The organism is Spirabiliibacterium falconis, from assembly GCF_014885015.1.
Taxonomy (GTDB): Bacteria; Pseudomonadota; Gammaproteobacteria; order Enterobacterales; family Pasteurellaceae; genus Spirabiliibacterium; species Spirabiliibacterium falconis.
This window is the reverse complement of record NZ_JABMIJ010000007.1, coordinates 51,597-69,819: the sequence shown is the minus strand read 5'-3', so window position 1 is coordinate 69,819 and position 18,223 is coordinate 51,597. Positions and strand designations below refer to the sequence as shown.

Sequence of the window (18,223 nt, the reverse complement as noted above, 5' to 3'; positions counted from 1 at the left end):
CCTTTAAAATTTTTACCCGAAGTATAGCGAAAATCTCGTAATATGTGTATCTTTACGATCATTATCCCCAAATGTGAGTTGATATGGCGCACATCACGTTTATTGCTGATTTACATTTAAGTGACGACAGACCGCACTTAGTGACGTATTTTACACGCTTTATGCGCAGCCAAGCGAGAGCAAGTGAGGCATTATATATATTAGGCGATCTGTTTGAATTTTGGGTGGGCGACGATGAGCAATCTGACACCATCCAGTGCGTGCAAACAGAGATTCGAGATTTAACGGCACAAGGTATTCCAGTTTATTTTCAACACGGCAATCGTGATTTTTTACTCGGTGAGCGTTTTGCACAAAAGTGCGGTTTAATCTTGCTGCCAAGTTATCAGTGCATTGAATATGCAGGACAAACGATTTTGCTGTGCCACGGTGATACGCTATGTGTTGATGATCAGCAGTATCAGCGTTTTCGTCGCCTGGTGCATCAGCGTTGGTTGCAAAAACTTTTCTTAATGTTGCCGTTAGCGTTACGACTGAATATTGCGGCAAAAATGCGCGCCAATAGCCAGCGGCAAAAGGGGCAAAAAAATGCTGAAATAATGGATGTTACACCGCACTTTGTCGAGCACATTATGGTGCACTACAATGTGCCAACGCTGGTGCACGGTCATACCCACCGCCAAGCTGCACATAACGTCGCGGGCGGGAAACGTTTTGTGTTGGGCGATTGGCGTACGAGTGCCCCTTATCTTAGCCTCAGTGATAAAGGCGAGTGGCAGTTCGGGGAAATACATTAACCGCACGTTTACTTGTCAATAAAAGTGCGGTTGGGACTATAACCAGCCACGGCGTTTGAAGTAGAAGTAGGGAATGACGCCCACTAAGAACATCAACCCCAGTGCGAATGGGTAGCCATATGCCCAATGCAGTTCTGGCATAATATCGAAGTTCATCCCGTAGGTGGAAGACACCAATGTAGGCGGCAGGAAGATGACCGCCGCGACGGAGAAAATTTTCATAATACGGTTTTGTTCGATATTGATAAAACCCATTGCCGCTTGCATGAGGAAGTCGATTTTTTGGAAAAGGGTATCATTGTGCGGTTGCAGAGATTCAATATCTCGCAGCACTTCTCGGGCTTGTTCAAGCTGACTTGCAGGTAGGCGTGTTTTACGAACCAAAAAACTCAGCGCACGTTGCGTATCCATCAAGCACAACCGCACTTTAGAGCTGACATCCTCTTGTTCTGTGAGAGTGGCAAGGGCATCATCAAACGCCTCGCCTTGTTTGCCGTCAAGAATAATGCGGCTTAATTTTTCCAAATCAGCATAGATAGTTTCAATCACATCTGCAAGTTGCTCGATTTTGGTTTCAAATAAATCCAGTAGCAATTCGTAGGCGTTACACTCTAATAATTTTTGGCTGCGTGATCGCATACGATACAGACGAAAAGCAGGCAGTTCACGATCGCGCAATGTAAATAAACGCCCATCACGCACGGTAAAGGCTACCGTGGCAATATCGGCGTAGTCATCTTCATCTTCGCAATAGAAAAAGGAGTGTAAGTGCAAGCCGTCTTCATCTTCAAAAAAACGCGCAGATGCTTCAATATCTTCTAATTCTAGGTAGGAGGCAAGGCTTTGCCCGAGCGCATCACGTAGCATTTCACGCTCTTCGCGTGTGGGATCAAGTAGGTCAATCCAAATAGCACTATCTAAATTCTGCGATGTATCGTCAAGGCGCACGAGGCGTGCGTTATCTAAAGCAAAAGCCCCAATCATAATCTTTCTATCCTATGGGTTGTGAACATAGTGTAGACAGGAAAAATGGGAAAATGGCGGGCGAAGCCGAACTTATCTAGCGATACTATCGCCGACAAGTCATGTGGAGAGAGTATCAAAAGTGAAAAGTAAACCAGTTTCGACTATGACTGTCCAACGTATATTCCTCAAATGACTAAATTGCTGCGAATGTTACGCTCTAATCCATTAAAAAGCAAGTTTTTTGCCTCAAATGGCTGAGGGTTAGATAAAAAAAGCCACCTAACGGTGGCGTAAAATATTGTAATGGTGGACAAGGGTTATTATTTGTCCTTATTTTTGTTATTTGCGAATAAGTATAGCAAATTGTGCTAAAACGAGCAAATTTACAACATATTAGGCACTACTTTTGGATAAAGTAGCGAATTGTGACATCATTTTGCTCTATTTTGAGCATTTTGTACCCATGATTATCGGCATCTTTTGGAATATTGTTGATGGACTGAGCACAATCACTGATCACTTCTAGAATATCGCCAGGGTGTAACGTTGCCATTGCTTCCAGCGTGGCAATGGCAGGATAAGGGCAAGGTTCACCACGCATATCCAAAGTGTAAGTCGGGGTAATCTGTTGCATAGAGTCTCCTAAGTGCGGTTAAGTTGTGTGCGACGGCGGTTAAGTGAGCGGTATTCCCACCAAATCACGCCGATGAGAAATAGCCCCATTAAGGCATAGTTGATAAGCAAGCCGCCGTGTGTGCCAGCCCATGTCAGAAGGTTGATTTTAGGAAAATTAAATACTAAGTGCGGTGCAATATCGTCCCAAACTGCAGCCAGTGCGGTTGAGCCGATAATATTGCCGATCCCCACCCACACAAAATGCACTTGCCCTTCGAGTGCACGATACATCCAGCCCGTTTCACAACCGCCTGCCAGCACAATGCCAAAACCGAATAATAACCCACCGATTAAGGCGCTTGGTGCCGCCCACATAATCTTGGGTGTCATACCCAGTTGTAGATAGCTAAAAATGCCAATGGTGCTGATTAACATACCGTAAATAATGGCTTTGAGCATCAGTCCTCTCCCTGTCAACCAGAGATCGCGAAATGCGGAAGTGAAGCAGATTTGCGCACGTTCAATTAATAGACCAAACCCGACACCAGCGAGCATCGCAAAGCCAAGTTTACTATTAAATGATAAAACATAAAGTGCGGTTGTGATAAAGGCAAAAAAGAGGAGCATACCAAGCCAGAAGCGGCGATTTTTGCGTTTTTCATCGATTATGCGAGTTTCTTGTTGATAGGCTTGCAAAACCACTTTACTACGAAATAGCGGCAATAGCGTGAATTTTGCACCAAAATACGTGCCAATAGCGGTGGTGAGTGTAAATAACCACGCATGCAATGAAAATTGTGGGATGCCGGTGAAAAAGGAGGCTAAATTACACCCCATTGCAAGGCGTGCACCAAAGCCTGCAATCGCCCCACCTAATAGGGCTTGGATAATTCGAATGCGATTTTTAGGCATTCGCCATTTGATATTATTTGCCCAAAGTGCGGCTGCTAGGCAGCCTGTGAACATCCCTAAGATCATCACGCCATCTATGCGGGTGAAAATGCTTCCTTGCATGCCAATTAATTGAAAATAGCCCCAACTGGAAAGATCGACCCCGAAGGTTTGGAGAATATGCCCACCCCAGCGAGTGAATTCACCTGTTACAGCCCAATAGGTGCCTGTTAAGCCAAAATAATAGGTCGACAGTATCCCCGCTGCGATAACGGCGAGTGTTGGATTCCAAAACGAAATTAAATAGTGTTGTTTGAAGTGTTGCCAGATTTTCATATGTTGTCCTTCACCGAAGGCACAAGCAGATGTAAAAATAAATTGACGCCAGCAGCGCACTGCGTGCGGGAATTCATTGTTTATACACAAAACTTGCGCTATAAATAAACGAATTAAAAGCGGTTGCGATTATAAAAAGCAAAAAGTGCGGTGTCTAGTGCTGTGTAGTCGCAAAGTCAAAAAATTTGTTTGAACTGTGATCCAGCACACTCTCTTTTTCTTTTCAACGTGTTATTATGCTCGCAACGAAGATGGATGGTTAAACCTTGTTCAAGGAGGGCGTATGTATAAACACATTCTCGTTGCAGTTGATCTTTCTGAAGACAGTGTAGTGTTATTAAATAAAGCGGCTGATATTGCACAACGCCACCAAGCAAAATTATCGTTGGTGCATGTCGATGTGAATTTCTCTGATCTCTATACGGGGTTAATTGATGTGAATATGTCGTCAATGCAAGACAGAATTTCTCAAGAAACCCATGATGCGTTGAATCAACTGGCAAGTTCTTCACCGTATCCAGTGACGGAAAAACTCAGTGGCACAGGCGATTTAGAACAAGTATTAAAAGAAGCCATTAACAAATATGATGCGGATTTATTGGTCACAGGGCATCATCAAGACTTTTGGAGCAAATTGATTTCGTCAACACGGCAGGTGATGAATAACATCACAATTGATATGTTAGTCGTACCGTTGAAAGACGATTAAACCGCACTTTTTATGCAACCGCACTTTGGTTTTTGATCAAAGTGCGGTTTTTTATTATAAAGTGCGGTTAAAAAATTCCCCACGCCCGTTTTTTATGCCAAAATAGAGCGTTAAATGAATGCAAGTTAATAGGAATAATGATGAAAACAACTGCTGATATTCGCCGAGATTTTTTAGCGTTTTTTGCCTCCCATGGGCATGAAGTTGTGCCGAGTAGTTCTCTGGTGCCTGATAATGACCCAACCTTGCTGTTTACCAATGCAGGGATGAATCAATTTAAAAATGTTTTCTTAGGGCAAGATAAACGCCCTTATACACGAGCGACCACCGCACAACGCTGCGTGCGGGCTGGCGGAAAGCATAATGACCTTGAAAATGTTGGCTATACTGCCCGTCATCATACGTTCTTTGAGATGTTGGGTAACTTTAGCTTTGGTGATTATTTCAAACACGATGCTATTCATTTTGCTTGGGAATTTTTAACGTCAAAGCAATGGCTTGGCTTGCCGCAAGAAAAATTATGGGTCACGGTTTACGCCAGTGATGATGAGGCATATAACATTTGGCATGATGAAATTGGTGTGCCAGCTGAACGCATCGTTCGAATTGGCGATAATAAAGGTGCACCGTATGCCTCTGATAATTTCTGGCAGATGGGTGACACTGGACCTTGTGGACCATGTACAGAAATTTTCTACGATCACGGAGAACATATTTGGGGTGGACCACCAGGGTCACCAGAGGAAGATGGTGATCGCTATATTGAGATTTGGAACGTGGTATTTATGCAGTTTAACCGCCAAGCTGATGGCGAAATGTTGCCATTACCGAAACCATCGGTTGATACGGGCATGGGGCTTGAACGCATTGCGGCGGTATTGCAACACGTCAATTCTAACTATGATATTGATATTTTCAAACGCCTTGTTGCCGCCACCGCAGAAATTGTGGGTTGCGCCGATCTAAAAAATAAATCGCTCAATGTGATTGCGGATCATATCCGCTCTTGTGCGTATTTAATTGCTGATGGCGTGATTCCGTCAAATGAAGGGCGTGGTTATGTGCTACGTCGGATTATTCGTCGTGCTGTGCGCCACGGGCATTTGTTGGGTGCGAAAGAGGCATTTTTCTATAAACTGGTGCCAACACTCATTGAGGTCATGGCAGAGGCAGGACAAGAGCTGCAACAAAACCGCACTTTGATTGAAAAACTACTAAAACAAGAAGAAGAGCAGTTCGCTCGCACCCTTGAACGTGGGTTGGTCTTGCTGGATGATGCACTAAAACATAACGTAAAAGAGGGTGTGCTGGCAGGTGATGTGGTGTTTAAATTATATGATACCTACGGCTTCCCATACGATTTGACTGCGGATATTTGTCGTGAAAAAGACATTCAGGTTGATCAAGCGGGCTTCGATGCAGCGATGGACAATCAACGCAAACAAGCGCAAGCAGCGAGCAATTTCTCGGTAGATTACAGCAATGTGATTCGAGTGGATGGGGAAACGCAGTTTGAGGGGTATACGCAAGCACAAGGGCATGCCAATGTGATTGCGATTTTCCATGATGGCAAGGCAGTGGATCAGTTAGAGGTTGGTCAAGGTGGCGTTGTAGTGCTCGATCGCACCCCATTTTATGGTGAATCAGGTGGGCAGATTGGTGACAGGGGTCAATTGTCGGCAGATGGTGTGCAGTTTGCAGTAAAAGATACGCAAAAATACGGCAAAGTGTTTGGGCATATCGGCGAGGTTACGCAAGGTACTATTTTGCTTGGTCAGCAGCTACATGCCGAAGTTGATGGTGAGCGTCGTCATGCAACCGCACTTAATCATTCTGCAACCCATTTATTGCACGCTGCGTTGCGTCAAGTGCTCGGCACCCATGTGACCCAAAAGGGTTCTTTGGTGTCGGATAGCATTTTGCGGTTTGACTTCTCACAACCTGAAGCGATTAGTAAAGCGCAACTCGTTGAAATTGAAAACTTAGTGAATGCTAAAGTGCGGTCAAATTATCTCATAGAGACGGACATCATGGATATTGAGGCAGCGAAAGCGAAAGGCGCAATGGCACTATTTGGTGAAAAATATGGCGATCGCGTGCGTGTGCTGAGTATGGGGGATTTCTCCACTGAATTGTGTGGTGGCATCCACGCTAAACGCACAGGCGATATTGGCTTGTTCAAGATTATTTCTGAAGGGGCTATTGCGGCAGGTATTCGCCGAATTGAAGCTGTGACAGGGCAAAATGCGATGAATTGGCTACATCAGCAACAGCAGATTTTACAACAAAGTGCGGATCTGCTTAAAGCAGATAGCAATAGCTTAATCGAGAAAGTGCAACACTTGCTTGAGCGCAATAAGCGCAATGAAAAAACTTTGCAACAATTACAAGAGCAAGCCGCACTGCAAGCAGGCCATAATTTGGCGAAGCAGTATCAAGACATTGCGGGCATAAAAGTGATTTTGCATAAGCTCGACGGCGTTGATGCGAAAGCGTTGCGTACACTGGTGGATGATTTAAAAAATCAACTTGGCTCAGGTGTGGTGGCGTTTGCCAGCGTAGTTGACAGTAAAGTGAACTTGATTGTAGGGGTTACCAGTGATTTAACAGCTAATGTTAAAGCTGGGGAACTTGTTAACGTCATGGCACAAGCAGTTGGTGGTAAAGGTGGCGGGCGTCCTGATTTAGCCATGGCGGGTGGAAGCCAGGTGGACGATATTCCGATCGCATTAAGTTGTGCTAAAACGTGGCTAGAAACCAAACTAAGTAAGGTCTAAATTCATAAAAGCAGGGAAACCTGCTTTTATTTTGTGTACTACCGCACATTTTATACTTTTGCTCATCTCTTTTTTTTATTAAATAAAGTATTATCAACTTATGACAAATTAATGACTAACCCCACAGCTAGAGACGGAGATATGCTCATTCTAACAAGAAAAGTTGGCGAGAACTTGCTGATTGGCGAAGACATCTCAATATCCATTTTAAGTGTGCGTGGCAATCAAGTGAAAATTGGTGTGAATGCACCGAAAGAGGTTGCGGTGCATCGAGAAGAAATTTATCTTCGGCTTAAAGAAGCAGAAGAAAAAAATGAAACTGTGTAATTGAATGTATTGGAGTACGAAAATGACAAAATTAACCTGTTTTAAAGCATATGATGTACGTGGTCGTCTTGGTGATGAGCTAAATGAAGATATTGCTTATCGCATTGGTCGTGCGTTTGGGCAATTCTTACAACCGAAAAATGTGGTGGTTGGGGGCGATGTACGGTTAAGCTCAAAAGAGCTTAAAAGTGCGTTGACCAATGGCTTGCTTGATGCAGGTGTGGATGTCATTGATCTTGGATTGACAGGAACAGAGGAAATCTATTTTGCCACGTCATTTTTAGGTACAGATGGGGGTATTGAAGTCACGGCTAGCCATAATCCAATGGACTATAACGGTTTAAAATTTGTGCGTGCAGGCTCTCGTCCAATCAGTGCTGACAGTGGTTTGGCGGATATTCAACGTCTGGCGGAGGAAAATAATTTCCCAGCCGTTGAAAAACGCGGCGAATATAAACAGCATTCTGTTTTACAAGAATATGTGGATCATCTTTTAACCTATATTGATTTAGAAAATTTCAAGAAAAAACCACTGAAATTAGTTGTGAACTCAGGTAATGGTGCGGCAGGTCATGTAGTTGATGAATTAGAAAAACGTTTTAAAGCCAAAGGGTTACCTGTGGAATTTATCAAGGTTTATAATGATCCTGATGGCACATTTCCACACGGTATTCCTAACCCGTTATTACACGAAAATCGCCAAGATACAATTGATGCGGTTTTATCAAATGAGGCGGATATGGGGATCGCCTTTGATGGCGATTTTGACCGTTGCTTCTTGTTCGACGAAAATGCCACGTTTATTGAAGGTTATTATGTTGTTGGTTTGCTCGCTCAAGCCTTCTTACAAAAAAATCAGGGTGCAAAAATCATCTATGATCCGCGTTTAATTTGGAATACAGTCGAATTAGTGGAAGAGTTAGGTGGAGAACCAGTCATGTCTAAATCAGGGCACTCTTTCATTAAAGAAAAAATGCGTGCAGTCGATGCAGTTTACGGTGGGGAAATGAGCGCACACCACTATTTCCGTGATTTCTTCTATTGCGATAGCGGTATGATTCCGTGGTTGCTTGCGGCTGAGTTGCTGTGCACGACAGGAAAATCACTCGGTCAATTAGTAGGTGACCGTCTAGAAACTTACCCATCGCCAGGCGAAATTAACAGCAAATTACAAGATGCCAAAGCCGCGATTGCTCGTGTCCGTGCACACTATGAACAAGGTGCAATAAGTGTCGATGAAATTGATGGTATCAGCATTGAGTATCCAGAGTGGCGTTTTAATTTGCGTAGTTCAAATACTGAGCCTGTGGTACGCCTTAACCTCGAAACCCGTGGCGATAAAGCACTCATGGAGCAAAAAACAAAAGAAATTTTAGACCTCTTGCGTCAATAAACCGCACTTTTGTCCAATACGCCACAGCCATTGTGGCGTATTTTTTATTGAGCGTTATGCAAAATTTGCTAGAATGCAGAGACTATATAATCAAAAGGATTGAGTATGAAAGCAATTATTCCTGTTGCGGGCTTGGGCACACGCATGTTGCCTGCGACGAAGGCTATTCCAAAAGAAATGTTGACCATTGTGGATAAACCGTTGATTCAATATGTGGTCACTGAGTGTGTGAAGGCAGGCATAAAAGAGATTATTTTGGTCACACATTCGTCTAAAAACTCTATCGAAAATCATTTTGATACCTCTTATGAATTGGAATCCATGCTCGAAAAGCGGGTTAAACGCCAGTTGCTGGATGAAGTGCGGTCCATTATTCCTAATGACGTGACTATTATGCATGTGCGTCAAGGGTATGCCAAAGGGCTTGGGCATGCGGTGCTGTGCGCAAAACCGCTGGTCGGCAATGAACCCTTTGCTGTTGTGTTGCCTGATGTGATTTTAGCGGATTTCACCGCCGATCAAGCCACCGAAAATTTGGCAGCGATGATCACGCGCTTTGAACAAACCAAGGCCAGCCAAATTATGGTTTCGCCAGTGGCGGCGCAGGAAGTGAGTAGTTACGGGATTGTGGATTGTGCTGGGGAAACGTTAAACGAGCAGCAGCAAAGTGCGGTCATTCGCAATATTGTGGAAAAGCCAGCACCTGAAAACGCACCGTCTAATTTATCTGTGGTGGGGCGCTATGTCTTTTCGAAAACGATCTGGGATTTATTGGCTAAAACGCCTATTGGTGTAGGTGATGAAATTCAACTTACCGATGAGGTGGATATGCTGATAGAAAAAGAAACGGTTGAAGCGTTTTTGATGACGGGACGCAGTTTTGATTGTGGTGATAAACTCGGTTATCTGCATGCAATTATGGAATACGGCGTACAGCATCCTAAATTAGGTCATGATTTCAAGGCACTGTTAAAACAGTTTGTCAAAACCTTATAATAAAAAAAGCCCTCTCTAGGGCTTTTGCATAAAAGTGCGGTCAACCGCACTTTTGGTTTGATGTTTAACCCTTATGTTTCATTGCAGGGAATAAAATTACATCACGAATCGATGGTGCATTTGCAAACAACATCGCCAAGCGGTCGATGCCTAAACCTTCACCAGCGGTAGGCGGCAAGCCATGCTCAAGGGCGACCACGAAGTCTTCATCTTTAAACATCGCTTCATCATCGCCTGCTTCTTTGGCGGCAACCTGTGCATCAAAGCGAGCATTTTGGTCTTCTGCGTCATTAAGCTCTGAAAAACCATTACCTATTTCACGTCCGCCAATAAAGAGCTCAAAGCGATCGGTAACGTCTGGGTTCTCATCATTGCGACGTGCCAATGGCGAGATTTCCGCAGGATGAGCCATCAAGAAAGTTGGCTGAATTAAATGGTGTTCAGCCACTTCTTCAAAGATCGCATTCACGAGGCTGCCCAATCCCCATGATTTTTGTACCTCAATGCCTAATTTCTCAGCGACTTGACGAGCACGCTCGAGATCGTATAAATCGTCTTTCACAATGCCTTTTTCTGCACCGTATTTCAGCACGGCGTCGTGCATAGTGATGCGCTCAAACGGCTTGCCAAAGTCAAACTCATATTCGCCATAAGGCACAATTGTTGTGCCAAGAATATCTAATGCTAATTGACGCAATAACTCTTCTGTGTTGTCCATCAAATCGTGATAATCGGCATAGGCTTGGTAGTACTCCAACATCGTAAATTCAGGATTATGACGCACTGAAACCCCTTCATTGCGGAAGTTGCGGTTAAGTTCAAACACGCGCTCAAAGCCACCAACCACGAGACGTTTTAAAAACAACTCAGGTGCAATCCGCAGATACATATCAATGTCGAGTGCGTTGTGGTGGGTGATGAATGGACGTGCCGACGCACCGCCTGGGATCACTTGCAACATTGGGGTTTCCACCTCCATAAAGCCTTTGCTGGTGAAATAGTTACGAATGCCGGCAATCACTTTGGAGCGGATCATAAAGGTACGGCGAGATTGCTCATTGCTGATAAGATCAAGGTAACGCTGACGATAGCGCATTTCTTGATCAGCAAGCCCATGGAATTTATCGGGTAATGGACGAAGGGCTTTGGTAAGCAATTCAACGCTTGAACAACGCACTGTTAGCTCGCCTGTTTTGGTTTTAAATAATGTGCCTTTTGCACCAATAATATCGCCTAGGTCAAGCATTGCCATAAAATCCGCATATTGCCCTTCTGGAAGCAGATCGCGAGCGATATAGAGCTGAATTTTACCACTCATGTCAGAGAGAGTGACAAAGCTGGCTTTACCCATTTTACGGCGCGTCATCACACGCCCAGCAACAGATACGTCAACCGCACTTTCTTTTAATTTTTCGCCGTCTTCTGACTCGTATTGCGTATGTAAGTCGCCTGCGAGATTCTCACGACGGAAGGTATTTGGGAAGGCGTTGCCTTGTTGGCGCAACTGATTTAATTTTTCTCGACGGGCAAGCATTTCGCCGTTGAGATCGAGTTCTTGGTGTTGTTCTGTCATAATATTATTCCGAATATTTGCGGCGAACCGCACTTTTACGTTTACAAACCTGCTTTTAAGCTGGCTTCGATAAATTTATCCAAATCGCCATCGAGTACGGCTTGAGTGTTGCGATTTTCTACGCCTGTGCGTAGGTCTTTAATGCGCGCATCATCAAGCACATAAGAGCGGATTTGGCTACCCCAGCCAATGTCAGATTTACTGTCTTCCAATGCTTGTTTTTCGGCGTTTTGCTTTTGCAGCTCCATTTCATAGAGTTTGGCTTTGAGCTGTTTCATACATTGATCTTTGTTTTTGTGCTGAGAGCGATCATTTTGACACTGCACCACAATGCCACTTGGAATGTGGGTGATGCGCACCGCACTTTCAGTTCGGTTGACGTGCTGACCACCTGCACCTGAGGCACGATAAACATCAATACGCAGATCGGTAGGATTAATCTCAATGTCGATATTGTCGTCCACTTCAGGGTAAACAAATACGGCACTAAACGACGTATGACGACGATTGTTCGAATCAAATGGGCTTTTGCGTACCAGACGATGAATGCCTGTTTCAGTACGTAACCAGCCAAAAGCATATTCGCCGCTGACTTTTATGGTGGCAGATTTGATCCCTGCGACATCCCCATCTGAGGCTTCCATAAGTTCCGTTTTAAATCCTTTACTTTCTGCCCAACGTAGATACATACGCACGAGCATTTCTGTCCAGTCTTGTGCTTCAGTTCCGCCTGAGCCTGCTTGAAGATCCACATAACAGTCAGCAGCATCATGTTGCCCACTAAACATACGGCGAAATTCAAGTTGTGCGATCTGTGTTTCAAGGTGTGTGAGTTCAGCCACTGCTTCGTTGAAGGTATCTTCATCATCAGCTTCAATAGCAAGCTCTAACAGCCCGTCAACATCATCAACACCTTGCTCCAGCGTTTGTATGGTATTGACCACCGTTTCTAAGCTAGCACGTTCTTTACCCAAGGCTTGTGCTTTTTCAGGCTCGTTCCAGACATCTGGCAACTCTAATTCGGCGTTGACCTCTTCTAGACGTTCAATTTTTGCATCAACGTCAAAGATACCCCCGAAGGATGGCGGTACGTTCGCTAATGTCTTTGAGTTGATTTTTGATTGGATTTATTTCAAACATAATGAACCCTACATATAGTGTCATGTCAAAAGCGCAATTATATGCTAATTTCATCTGTTTTGATAGATGAAATTTAACCGAGTAAAAGACTAAACTTTTCAACTTTTATTGAAGTTGTGGTATAGTTTGCGCACTTTTTTTGAAATCAATGACAACCCTGATCAGTAGGAGCAATATGAAATCAGAGTTAAATAACAGTAAATTATCCTACCGTGACCGTATGGCGGTGGAAGAACATGAGCGTTTAAGCCCGCGTTTGTTGTATGAAATTATCCGTCAAGATGGGATTGAGGAGCTTTCACGACCAACCAAAGCATTAGTATTTTCAGGTATTACCGCAGGTCTTGTGATTACCTTTTCATTTATTTTTAAAGCAGTATTTATGGCTTATACCCCTGATGAGCCTTGGGCTCCTTTGATCAGCAATATGGGCTATACGGTTGGCTTTTTGTTGGTGATTTTAGGACGGATGCAACTTTTCACTGAAAATACCATCACAACAGTCGTGCCATTATTTAACCCATTGAGTTTTAAAAAATTAATGGCAGTGGCAAAATTATGGATAACCGTGTTTGCCGCTAACTTGATTGGTACGTCCATTGCAGCGTTTTTCTTGCAAAATCATCATGTATTTAATCCTGAATTTGTACAGGCAATGCATGATATTGCCCAACATGTTGCGCATATGTCGGCCAGCGATAATATTTTTCGAGGCATTCCCGCTGGAATTTTAATCGCCTCCATTGTGTGGATGATGCCAACCGTTGGCAATGGCAAATTTGCGATGATATTTTTCTTTATCTATTTGATTGCACTGGGCGATTTTACCCATGTGGTCGTCGGGTCGGCTGAGATGGCGTATTTAGTGATGCAAGGACAAGCGAATTTATATGACTATTTTGTGACGTTCTTAGGTCCGACCGCACTTGGTAATATTTTAGGTGGCACAGTGGTGTTCACGTTAATGATTTATGGTCAGGTTACTGACGAAATTGGACGGAAATAAGGAATTTAAATGAAAAAAGTAACACTTGCATTAACCCTCGCATTGGCAACGACAGCTTCATTAGCTGGCGAGTTGGAAAACAAATTGACCAATTTAGGGATGACCAATATTGATATTCAAACTACGCCATTGGCGGGCATTAAAGCAGCGATTACCGATCAAGGGGTCTTTTATGTCAGCGACAACGGCGATTATGTCTTGCAAGGGGACTTAATCAAAATTAAACCCAACGGGGATTTTGAAAATCTCAAAGAAAAATTGTTACTGGGCAAACTAAATGCGATGGAAAAAGAGATGATCATCTATCCTGCCAAGCAACAAAAATATGTGGCAACGGTATTTATGGATATTACTTGCCATTATTGCCATTTACTGTTTCAACAAATTAAAGAATATAATGAGCTTGGTATAACCTTACGCTTTTTGGCATTTCCTCGTGCAGGATTGGGGGCAAAAACAGCCCAACAAATGGAAGCTATTTGGACTGCACAAGATCGTAACGAAGCCTTAAATAAAGCTGAAAACGGCGAATTGCCGAAAAAATTGGTTAAAGCCAATGTGGTGGCAAAACAATATGCGTTAGGTCTCCAATATGGCGTACAAGGCACACCGACCATTGTAACCGACACAGGGACAGTACTTGGTGGATATTTGAAGCCAAAAGAACTCTTAAAAGCATTAGAAAGCGAGCATTAATGATTAACTAAGCCCTGCATCGCAGGGTTTATTTTTAAGGACAAATGTGAATAAACAGATCCAACGCCGTCAAGCACGCAACATCCATGTGTGCGATGATCCATTGCTTAATCGTATTTTTACTAGCCGTGGCATCAGCACATCTGAGGAACTTGACCGCACTTTGCCTTCCCTCTTGCCCCCCGATTCGCTAACAGGCATTGAAAGTGCGGTTGATTTGCTGAAACGTGCGTATTTACATCAATGGCGTATCGTTATCGTGGGGGATTTTGATGCGGACGGTGCAACTAGCACCGCGTTGGCTGTGCGTGCCTTGAAAATGCTGGGGTTTGCCCATGTAGATTATTTAGTGCCTAACCGTTTTGAACAGGGCTACGGCTTAAGTGTGGCGGTCGCCAAAATGGCATATGACAAAGGCGCAGAACTATTGATGACTGTCGATAACGGCGTATCTTCGGTTGATGGCGTAGCGTGGTGTCAAGCGCAGGGCATTCGGGTGCTCGTGACTGACCACCATCTTCCACCAGAAATATTACCCACGGCGGATGCGATCGTAAATCCTAATCTGACAGATTGTGATTTTCCGTCGAAATGCCTTGCAGGCGTTGGCGTTACATTTTATGTCATGCTCGCCCTACGCAGTGCGCTTCGCCTAGATGGGGCTTTCCAACAAAAAACGATGCCCAATTTTGCGCATTTGCTTGATTTGGTTGCACTTGGCACGATAGCAGATGTGGTGCCGTTGGATAAAAATAACCGCACTTTAGCATTTCAAGGTTTACAACGTATTCAGGCAGGGCATTGCTGTGCTGGGATTAAAGCGTTAGCAGAGGTTGCAAAACGTAATCTTGCCAGCCTTACGGCGAGCGATCTGGGTTTTGCCATTGCACCACGCCTCAACGCAGCAGGGCGATTGGATAATATGAGTATTGGCGTTGAGCTATTGCTCAGTGATGACATGGCACGGGCGCGCAGCTTAGCACAAGATTTAGATGATCTTAATCAAACGCGCAAACAGATTGAGCAAGGCATGAAGCAAGAAGCGATGGCGGTATGTGAACGTTTGAGTGCGTTAGACGATCTGCCTATGGCGTTAGCGTTATATCAAGAAGACTGGCACCAAGGCGTGTTGGGGATTTTAGCGTCACGTATTAAAGATCATTTCCACCGCCCTGTTATTGCGTTTACGCAAGATCAAGCGGGCATTTTAAAAGGGTCAGCGCGCTCAATAGATGGCATTCATATGCGTGATGTGCTTGAACGAATTGACCAAGCCCATCCTGATATGATTTTACAATTTGGTGGGCATGCGATGGCGGCAGGTTTGAGTATTCGCCAAGCGCGTTTTTCTGATTTTCAAGCCGCATTTAATCAAACGGTTACCGCACTTTTAACACCTGAGCGCCTCACATCGGTGATTTGGACTGATGGCGAGCTTGCTGAGCATGACTTTTGTCTTGAAACCGTGGCAAAATTACACGACGCAGGGCCATGGGGGCAGGCATTTCCAGAACCGTTATTTGACGGTGAATTTACGGTTTTACAGCAACGCTTATTAGCGGGACGCCATTTGAAATTACTGGTGCAACCCCGCAATAGCACCCAATTACTTGATGCCATTGCATTTAATGTTGATCCGCAGTTATATCCTGACTACGGCATAAAGCAGATACGCTTAGTTTATCGTTTGGATATTAATGAATATCAGGGCAAGCAAAATTTACAGTTGATTGTTGATGCTCTACAACCGCTGTAAAATGCGTTAAAATAGACGCAGATCACAAAATAGGAACGGTAGATGGGCTTTTTGAGTAAATTGATACACATGCTATTTGCACTGGCAGTCTTGCTGAGTGCAGCTGGTAGTATGGCTGAGGAAAAGCAACGTGCAGTCGATACCCACGTGCAAAGTGCGGTATCATCGCAGCCGAAGGACGAGGCACAAGTAAGTGCACCGCCATCTGTTCGTAAAAGGGTTGAATTTAAAGACGGCAAAGATTTTTTTTCTTATCGCGATCCTATTGCGCTTAAGAAACAAGCGGGCGATAAGCGCATTGACATTAGCCTCTTTTTTACCTATGAATGCCCGTATTGTTCCACCGCGTATGATAATTTAATTTTGTATCAACGCTTGCACGATGACGAAATCAAACTGAATTTATACCCTGTTGCCACCAGCACCGCACTTTTTAGTGCTAACGTGTACAATGGTTTGGTGGCGATGCAACACGAAGAGCTGGCTAAGCTGTTGATATTTGATAGTGCGGTCAATCAAGGTAAAACCTCATTAGTGGAGGCCAAAAATCTTTATACTTGGCTTATTGAGCATGCTATTTCCCCCGATGCGTTTTTAAGTGTGTTACGTTCAGAGCAGATAGCACATCAAGCCCAAGAAGCGGTGGAACGCACGGAACTTTATGGCGTGTTTACTGTGCCATTTGTGGTGATAAATGGTGAGTATGTACTCACGCGCAGCACGTTGTATAACGATGACTACACATTTGCGGTTTTGGATTATCTCATTTCTCACATTCTTACGCACAATACAGAACAAGGGCAACCATGAGCATTGCAATCATCGGCGCGATGGCGCAAGAAGTCGACATTCTTCTTAACAAAATGGATAACGTACAGCACGAAACCATCGGCAGTTGTACACTTTATCAAGGCACGATTAACGGCAAAGCGGTCTCGTTAATGCAATCGGGCATTGGCAAAGTCGCAGCCGCCATGGCAACAACCGCACTTTTATTAAAAACAACGCCAACAGTGGTCATCAATACTGGCTCAGCGGGCGGGATCGACCCTCAACTTAATGTGGGGGATGTCGTGATTTCTACCCAAACAGCACATCACGATGTGGATGTTACCGCCTTCGGTTATGCCAAAGGGCAGTTACCTGCCAATCCTGCACGCTTTGAGAGCGATGAAAGATTATTACAGCTTGCCGAACGCGTTTTGCAGCAGCAACAGCAAAGTGCGGTGCGAGGGCTCATTTGTAGCGGTGATATGTTCTGTAACGGTGAGGCACAACTTGCACACATCAAAGCAGATTTTCCTGATGCGATAGCCGTGGAAATGGAAGCCGCCGCCATTGCGCAAGTATGCCATGCGTTCAACACCCCGTTTATTGTTATACGCGCAATTTCTGATGTGGCTGACAAGGTTTCCCACCTTTCTTTCGATGAATTTTTACCCCTTGCCGCTGTGCAATCGTCAAAAATGGTACTCGCCCTGCTCAAACAGCTTTAGCTCCCTAAAAAGTGCGGTCAGCTAACCGCACTTTCATGGTTTCCAATTACGTTTAAATCCTTTATGATACAAAGGTTATTAACAAAAAATGAGGCAACTATGAAACTCTATGTGTATGAACACTGTCCGTATTGCGTAAAGGCGATGATGATTTTTGGGCTTAAAAAAGTCCCTTATGAAAAAGTCATTCTCATGGAAGATGATGTGGATACGCCAACCCAAATGGTGGGCAGTAAAGTCGTGCCCATTTTGCAAAAAGATGATGGGCATTTTATGCCAGAGAGTATGGATATTGTGCATTTTATCGATCAGCTTGATGGTCAGCCGTGCGTGATTGGTGAGAATGTACCTGCGATTGCCCAGTGGCAGGCAGAGCACCGTGAAACAGTTAATAGCTTGTTGTATCCACGTTTTGCTAATGCACCGTTTCCTGAGCTAAAAACGGATGCGGCTTATGAGCGTTATGTGCAGCGAATGACCGCCAAAGTTGGCGATTTAGACAAATTATTGGATCTCACACCGCACTTTATCACGCAATTAAACAGTGCGTTGACTTTTTTAGACAGCTTAATTGTGTCGCCTAATGCCGTTAACGGAGAATTATCGGAAGATGATTTTCATCTGTTTGCCAGTTTGCGTTCACTCACAGTGGTTAAGGGCTTGGAATTTCCTCAACATGTGCATGCTTATGTGCAAACAATGGCGAAAAAATCAGGTGTATCGTTGCTTTACGATATGGCACTTTAAGG

At 44.2% G+C, this 18,223-nt stretch carries 17 protein-coding genes; 12 read left to right on the top strand and 5 right to left on the bottom strand.

Annotation, left to right across the window (positions count from 1 at the left end; translation table 11 throughout):
- The first annotated feature begins 83 nt into the window (after nucleotides 1-83).
- Nucleotides 84-797, top strand: a complete 714-nt coding sequence (locus HPC40_RS04880) for a UDP-2,3-diacylglucosamine diphosphatase (RefSeq protein ID WP_208118374.1) — start codon at nucleotides 84-86, stop codon at nucleotides 795-797.
- Nucleotides 798-833: 36 nt separating this feature from the next.
- Here the strand turns inward: HPC40_RS04880 and corA are convergent, their stop codons facing one another.
- The 3 genes from corA to yedE form a co-directional block, all read right to left on the bottom strand.
- Nucleotides 834-1,781, bottom strand: coding sequence for a magnesium/cobalt transporter CorA (gene corA / locus HPC40_RS04875; protein WP_208118373.1), 948 nt, complete (start codon nucleotides 1,779-1,781; stop codon nucleotides 834-836).
- Nucleotides 1,782-2,163: 382 nt separating this feature from the next.
- Nucleotides 2,164-2,397, bottom strand: coding sequence for a sulfurtransferase-like selenium metabolism protein YedF (yedF, locus tag HPC40_RS04870; protein ID WP_208118372.1), 234 nt, complete (start codon nucleotides 2,395-2,397; stop codon nucleotides 2,164-2,166).
- An 8-nt stretch (nucleotides 2,398-2,405) separates the two neighbouring features.
- Nucleotides 2,406-3,605: a selenium metabolism membrane protein YedE/FdhT gene (yedE, locus tag HPC40_RS04865; RefSeq protein ID WP_208118371.1), complete on the bottom strand. Its 1,200-nt coding sequence runs from the start codon at nucleotides 3,603-3,605 to the stop codon at nucleotides 2,406-2,408.
- A gap of 283 nt (nucleotides 3,606-3,888) precedes the next feature.
- Here yedE and uspA point away from each other — a divergent pair, with 283 nt between their 5' ends.
- From uspA to galU, 5 genes are all read left to right on the top strand, one after another.
- Nucleotides 3,889-4,314, top strand: coding sequence for a universal stress protein UspA (gene uspA, locus HPC40_RS04860; RefSeq protein WP_208118370.1), 426 nt, complete (start codon nucleotides 3,889-3,891; stop codon nucleotides 4,312-4,314).
- A 140-nt stretch (nucleotides 4,315-4,454) separates the two neighbouring features.
- Nucleotides 4,455-7,091 (top strand): alanine--tRNA ligase, encoded by a 2,637-nt coding sequence (alaS, locus tag HPC40_RS04855; protein WP_208118391.1) that lies wholly within the window; start codon nucleotides 4,455-4,457, stop codon nucleotides 7,089-7,091.
- 141 nt (nucleotides 7,092-7,232) lie between these two features.
- Nucleotides 7,233-7,418: a carbon storage regulator CsrA gene (gene csrA, locus HPC40_RS04850; protein WP_208118369.1), complete on the top strand. Its 186-nt coding sequence runs from the start codon at nucleotides 7,233-7,235 to the stop codon at nucleotides 7,416-7,418.
- Nucleotides 7,419-7,440: 22 nt separating this feature from the next.
- Complete coding sequence (locus tag HPC40_RS04845) at nucleotides 7,441-8,811, top strand: phosphohexomutase domain-containing protein (RefSeq protein ID WP_208118368.1); 1,371 nt, start codon at nucleotides 7,441-7,443, stop codon at nucleotides 8,809-8,811.
- Nucleotides 8,812-8,916: 105 nt separating this feature from the next.
- Nucleotides 8,917-9,807: a UTP--glucose-1-phosphate uridylyltransferase GalU gene (galU, locus tag HPC40_RS04840; RefSeq protein WP_208118367.1), complete on the top strand. Its 891-nt coding sequence runs from the start codon at nucleotides 8,917-8,919 to the stop codon at nucleotides 9,805-9,807.
- A gap of 64 nt (nucleotides 9,808-9,871) precedes the next feature.
- Here the strand turns inward: galU and lysS are convergent, their stop codons facing one another.
- Together lysS and prfB are read right to left on the bottom strand one after the other, a co-directional pair.
- A complete protein-coding gene (gene lysS / locus HPC40_RS04835) occupies nucleotides 9,872-11,380 on the bottom strand; it encodes a lysine--tRNA ligase (RefSeq protein ID WP_208118366.1) in 1,509 nt (502 codons plus the stop codon).
- Nucleotides 11,381-11,421: 41 nt separating this feature from the next.
- Nucleotides 11,422-12,520 (bottom strand): peptide chain release factor 2 gene (gene prfB / locus HPC40_RS04830; RefSeq protein WP_208118365.1). Its coding sequence is split into 2 segments (ribosomal slippage): nucleotides 11,422-12,444 and nucleotides 12,446-12,520, totalling 1,098 coding nucleotides; the frame shifts between segments, so codons are not numbered across the junction.
- A 175-nt stretch (nucleotides 12,521-12,695) separates the two neighbouring features.
- Here prfB and HPC40_RS04825 point away from each other — a divergent pair.
- The 6 genes from HPC40_RS04825 (at nucleotide 12,696) to grxB (ending at nucleotide 18,221) form a co-directional block, all read left to right on the top strand.
- Entirely contained in the window at nucleotides 12,696-13,526 is an 831-nt protein-coding gene (locus tag HPC40_RS04825) for a formate/nitrite transporter family protein (RefSeq protein WP_208118364.1), read from the top strand.
- Nucleotides 13,527-13,535: 9 nt separating this feature from the next.
- Nucleotides 13,536-14,222 carry a bifunctional protein-disulfide isomerase/oxidoreductase DsbC gene (gene dsbC, locus HPC40_RS04820; RefSeq protein WP_208118363.1) on the top strand — a complete coding sequence of 229 codons (687 nt, stop codon included), beginning with the start codon at nucleotides 13,536-13,538 and terminating at the stop codon, nucleotides 14,220-14,222.
- A 46-nt stretch (nucleotides 14,223-14,268) separates the two neighbouring features.
- Entirely contained in the window at nucleotides 14,269-15,978 is a 1,710-nt protein-coding gene (recJ, locus tag HPC40_RS04815; RefSeq protein ID WP_208118362.1) for a single-stranded-DNA-specific exonuclease RecJ, read from the top strand.
- A gap of 42 nt (nucleotides 15,979-16,020) precedes the next feature.
- Nucleotides 16,021-16,788: a thioredoxin domain-containing protein gene (locus HPC40_RS04810; protein WP_208118361.1), complete on the top strand. Its 768-nt coding sequence runs from the start codon at nucleotides 16,021-16,023 to the stop codon at nucleotides 16,786-16,788.
- Nucleotides 16,785-17,474: a 5'-methylthioadenosine/S-adenosylhomocysteine nucleosidase gene (gene mtnN, locus HPC40_RS04805; RefSeq protein ID WP_208118360.1), complete on the top strand. Its 690-nt coding sequence runs from the start codon at nucleotides 16,785-16,787 to the stop codon at nucleotides 17,472-17,474. Before HPC40_RS04810 ends, mtnN begins: the two co-directional genes overlap by 4 nt.
- Nucleotides 17,475-17,573: 99 nt before the next feature.
- The gene (gene grxB / locus HPC40_RS04800) at nucleotides 17,574-18,221 is read left to right on the top strand and encodes a glutaredoxin 2 (protein WP_208118359.1); all 648 of its coding nucleotides are present in this window, start codon (nucleotides 17,574-17,576) and stop codon (nucleotides 18,219-18,221) included.
- Nucleotides 18,222-18,223 lie beyond the last annotated feature (2 nt).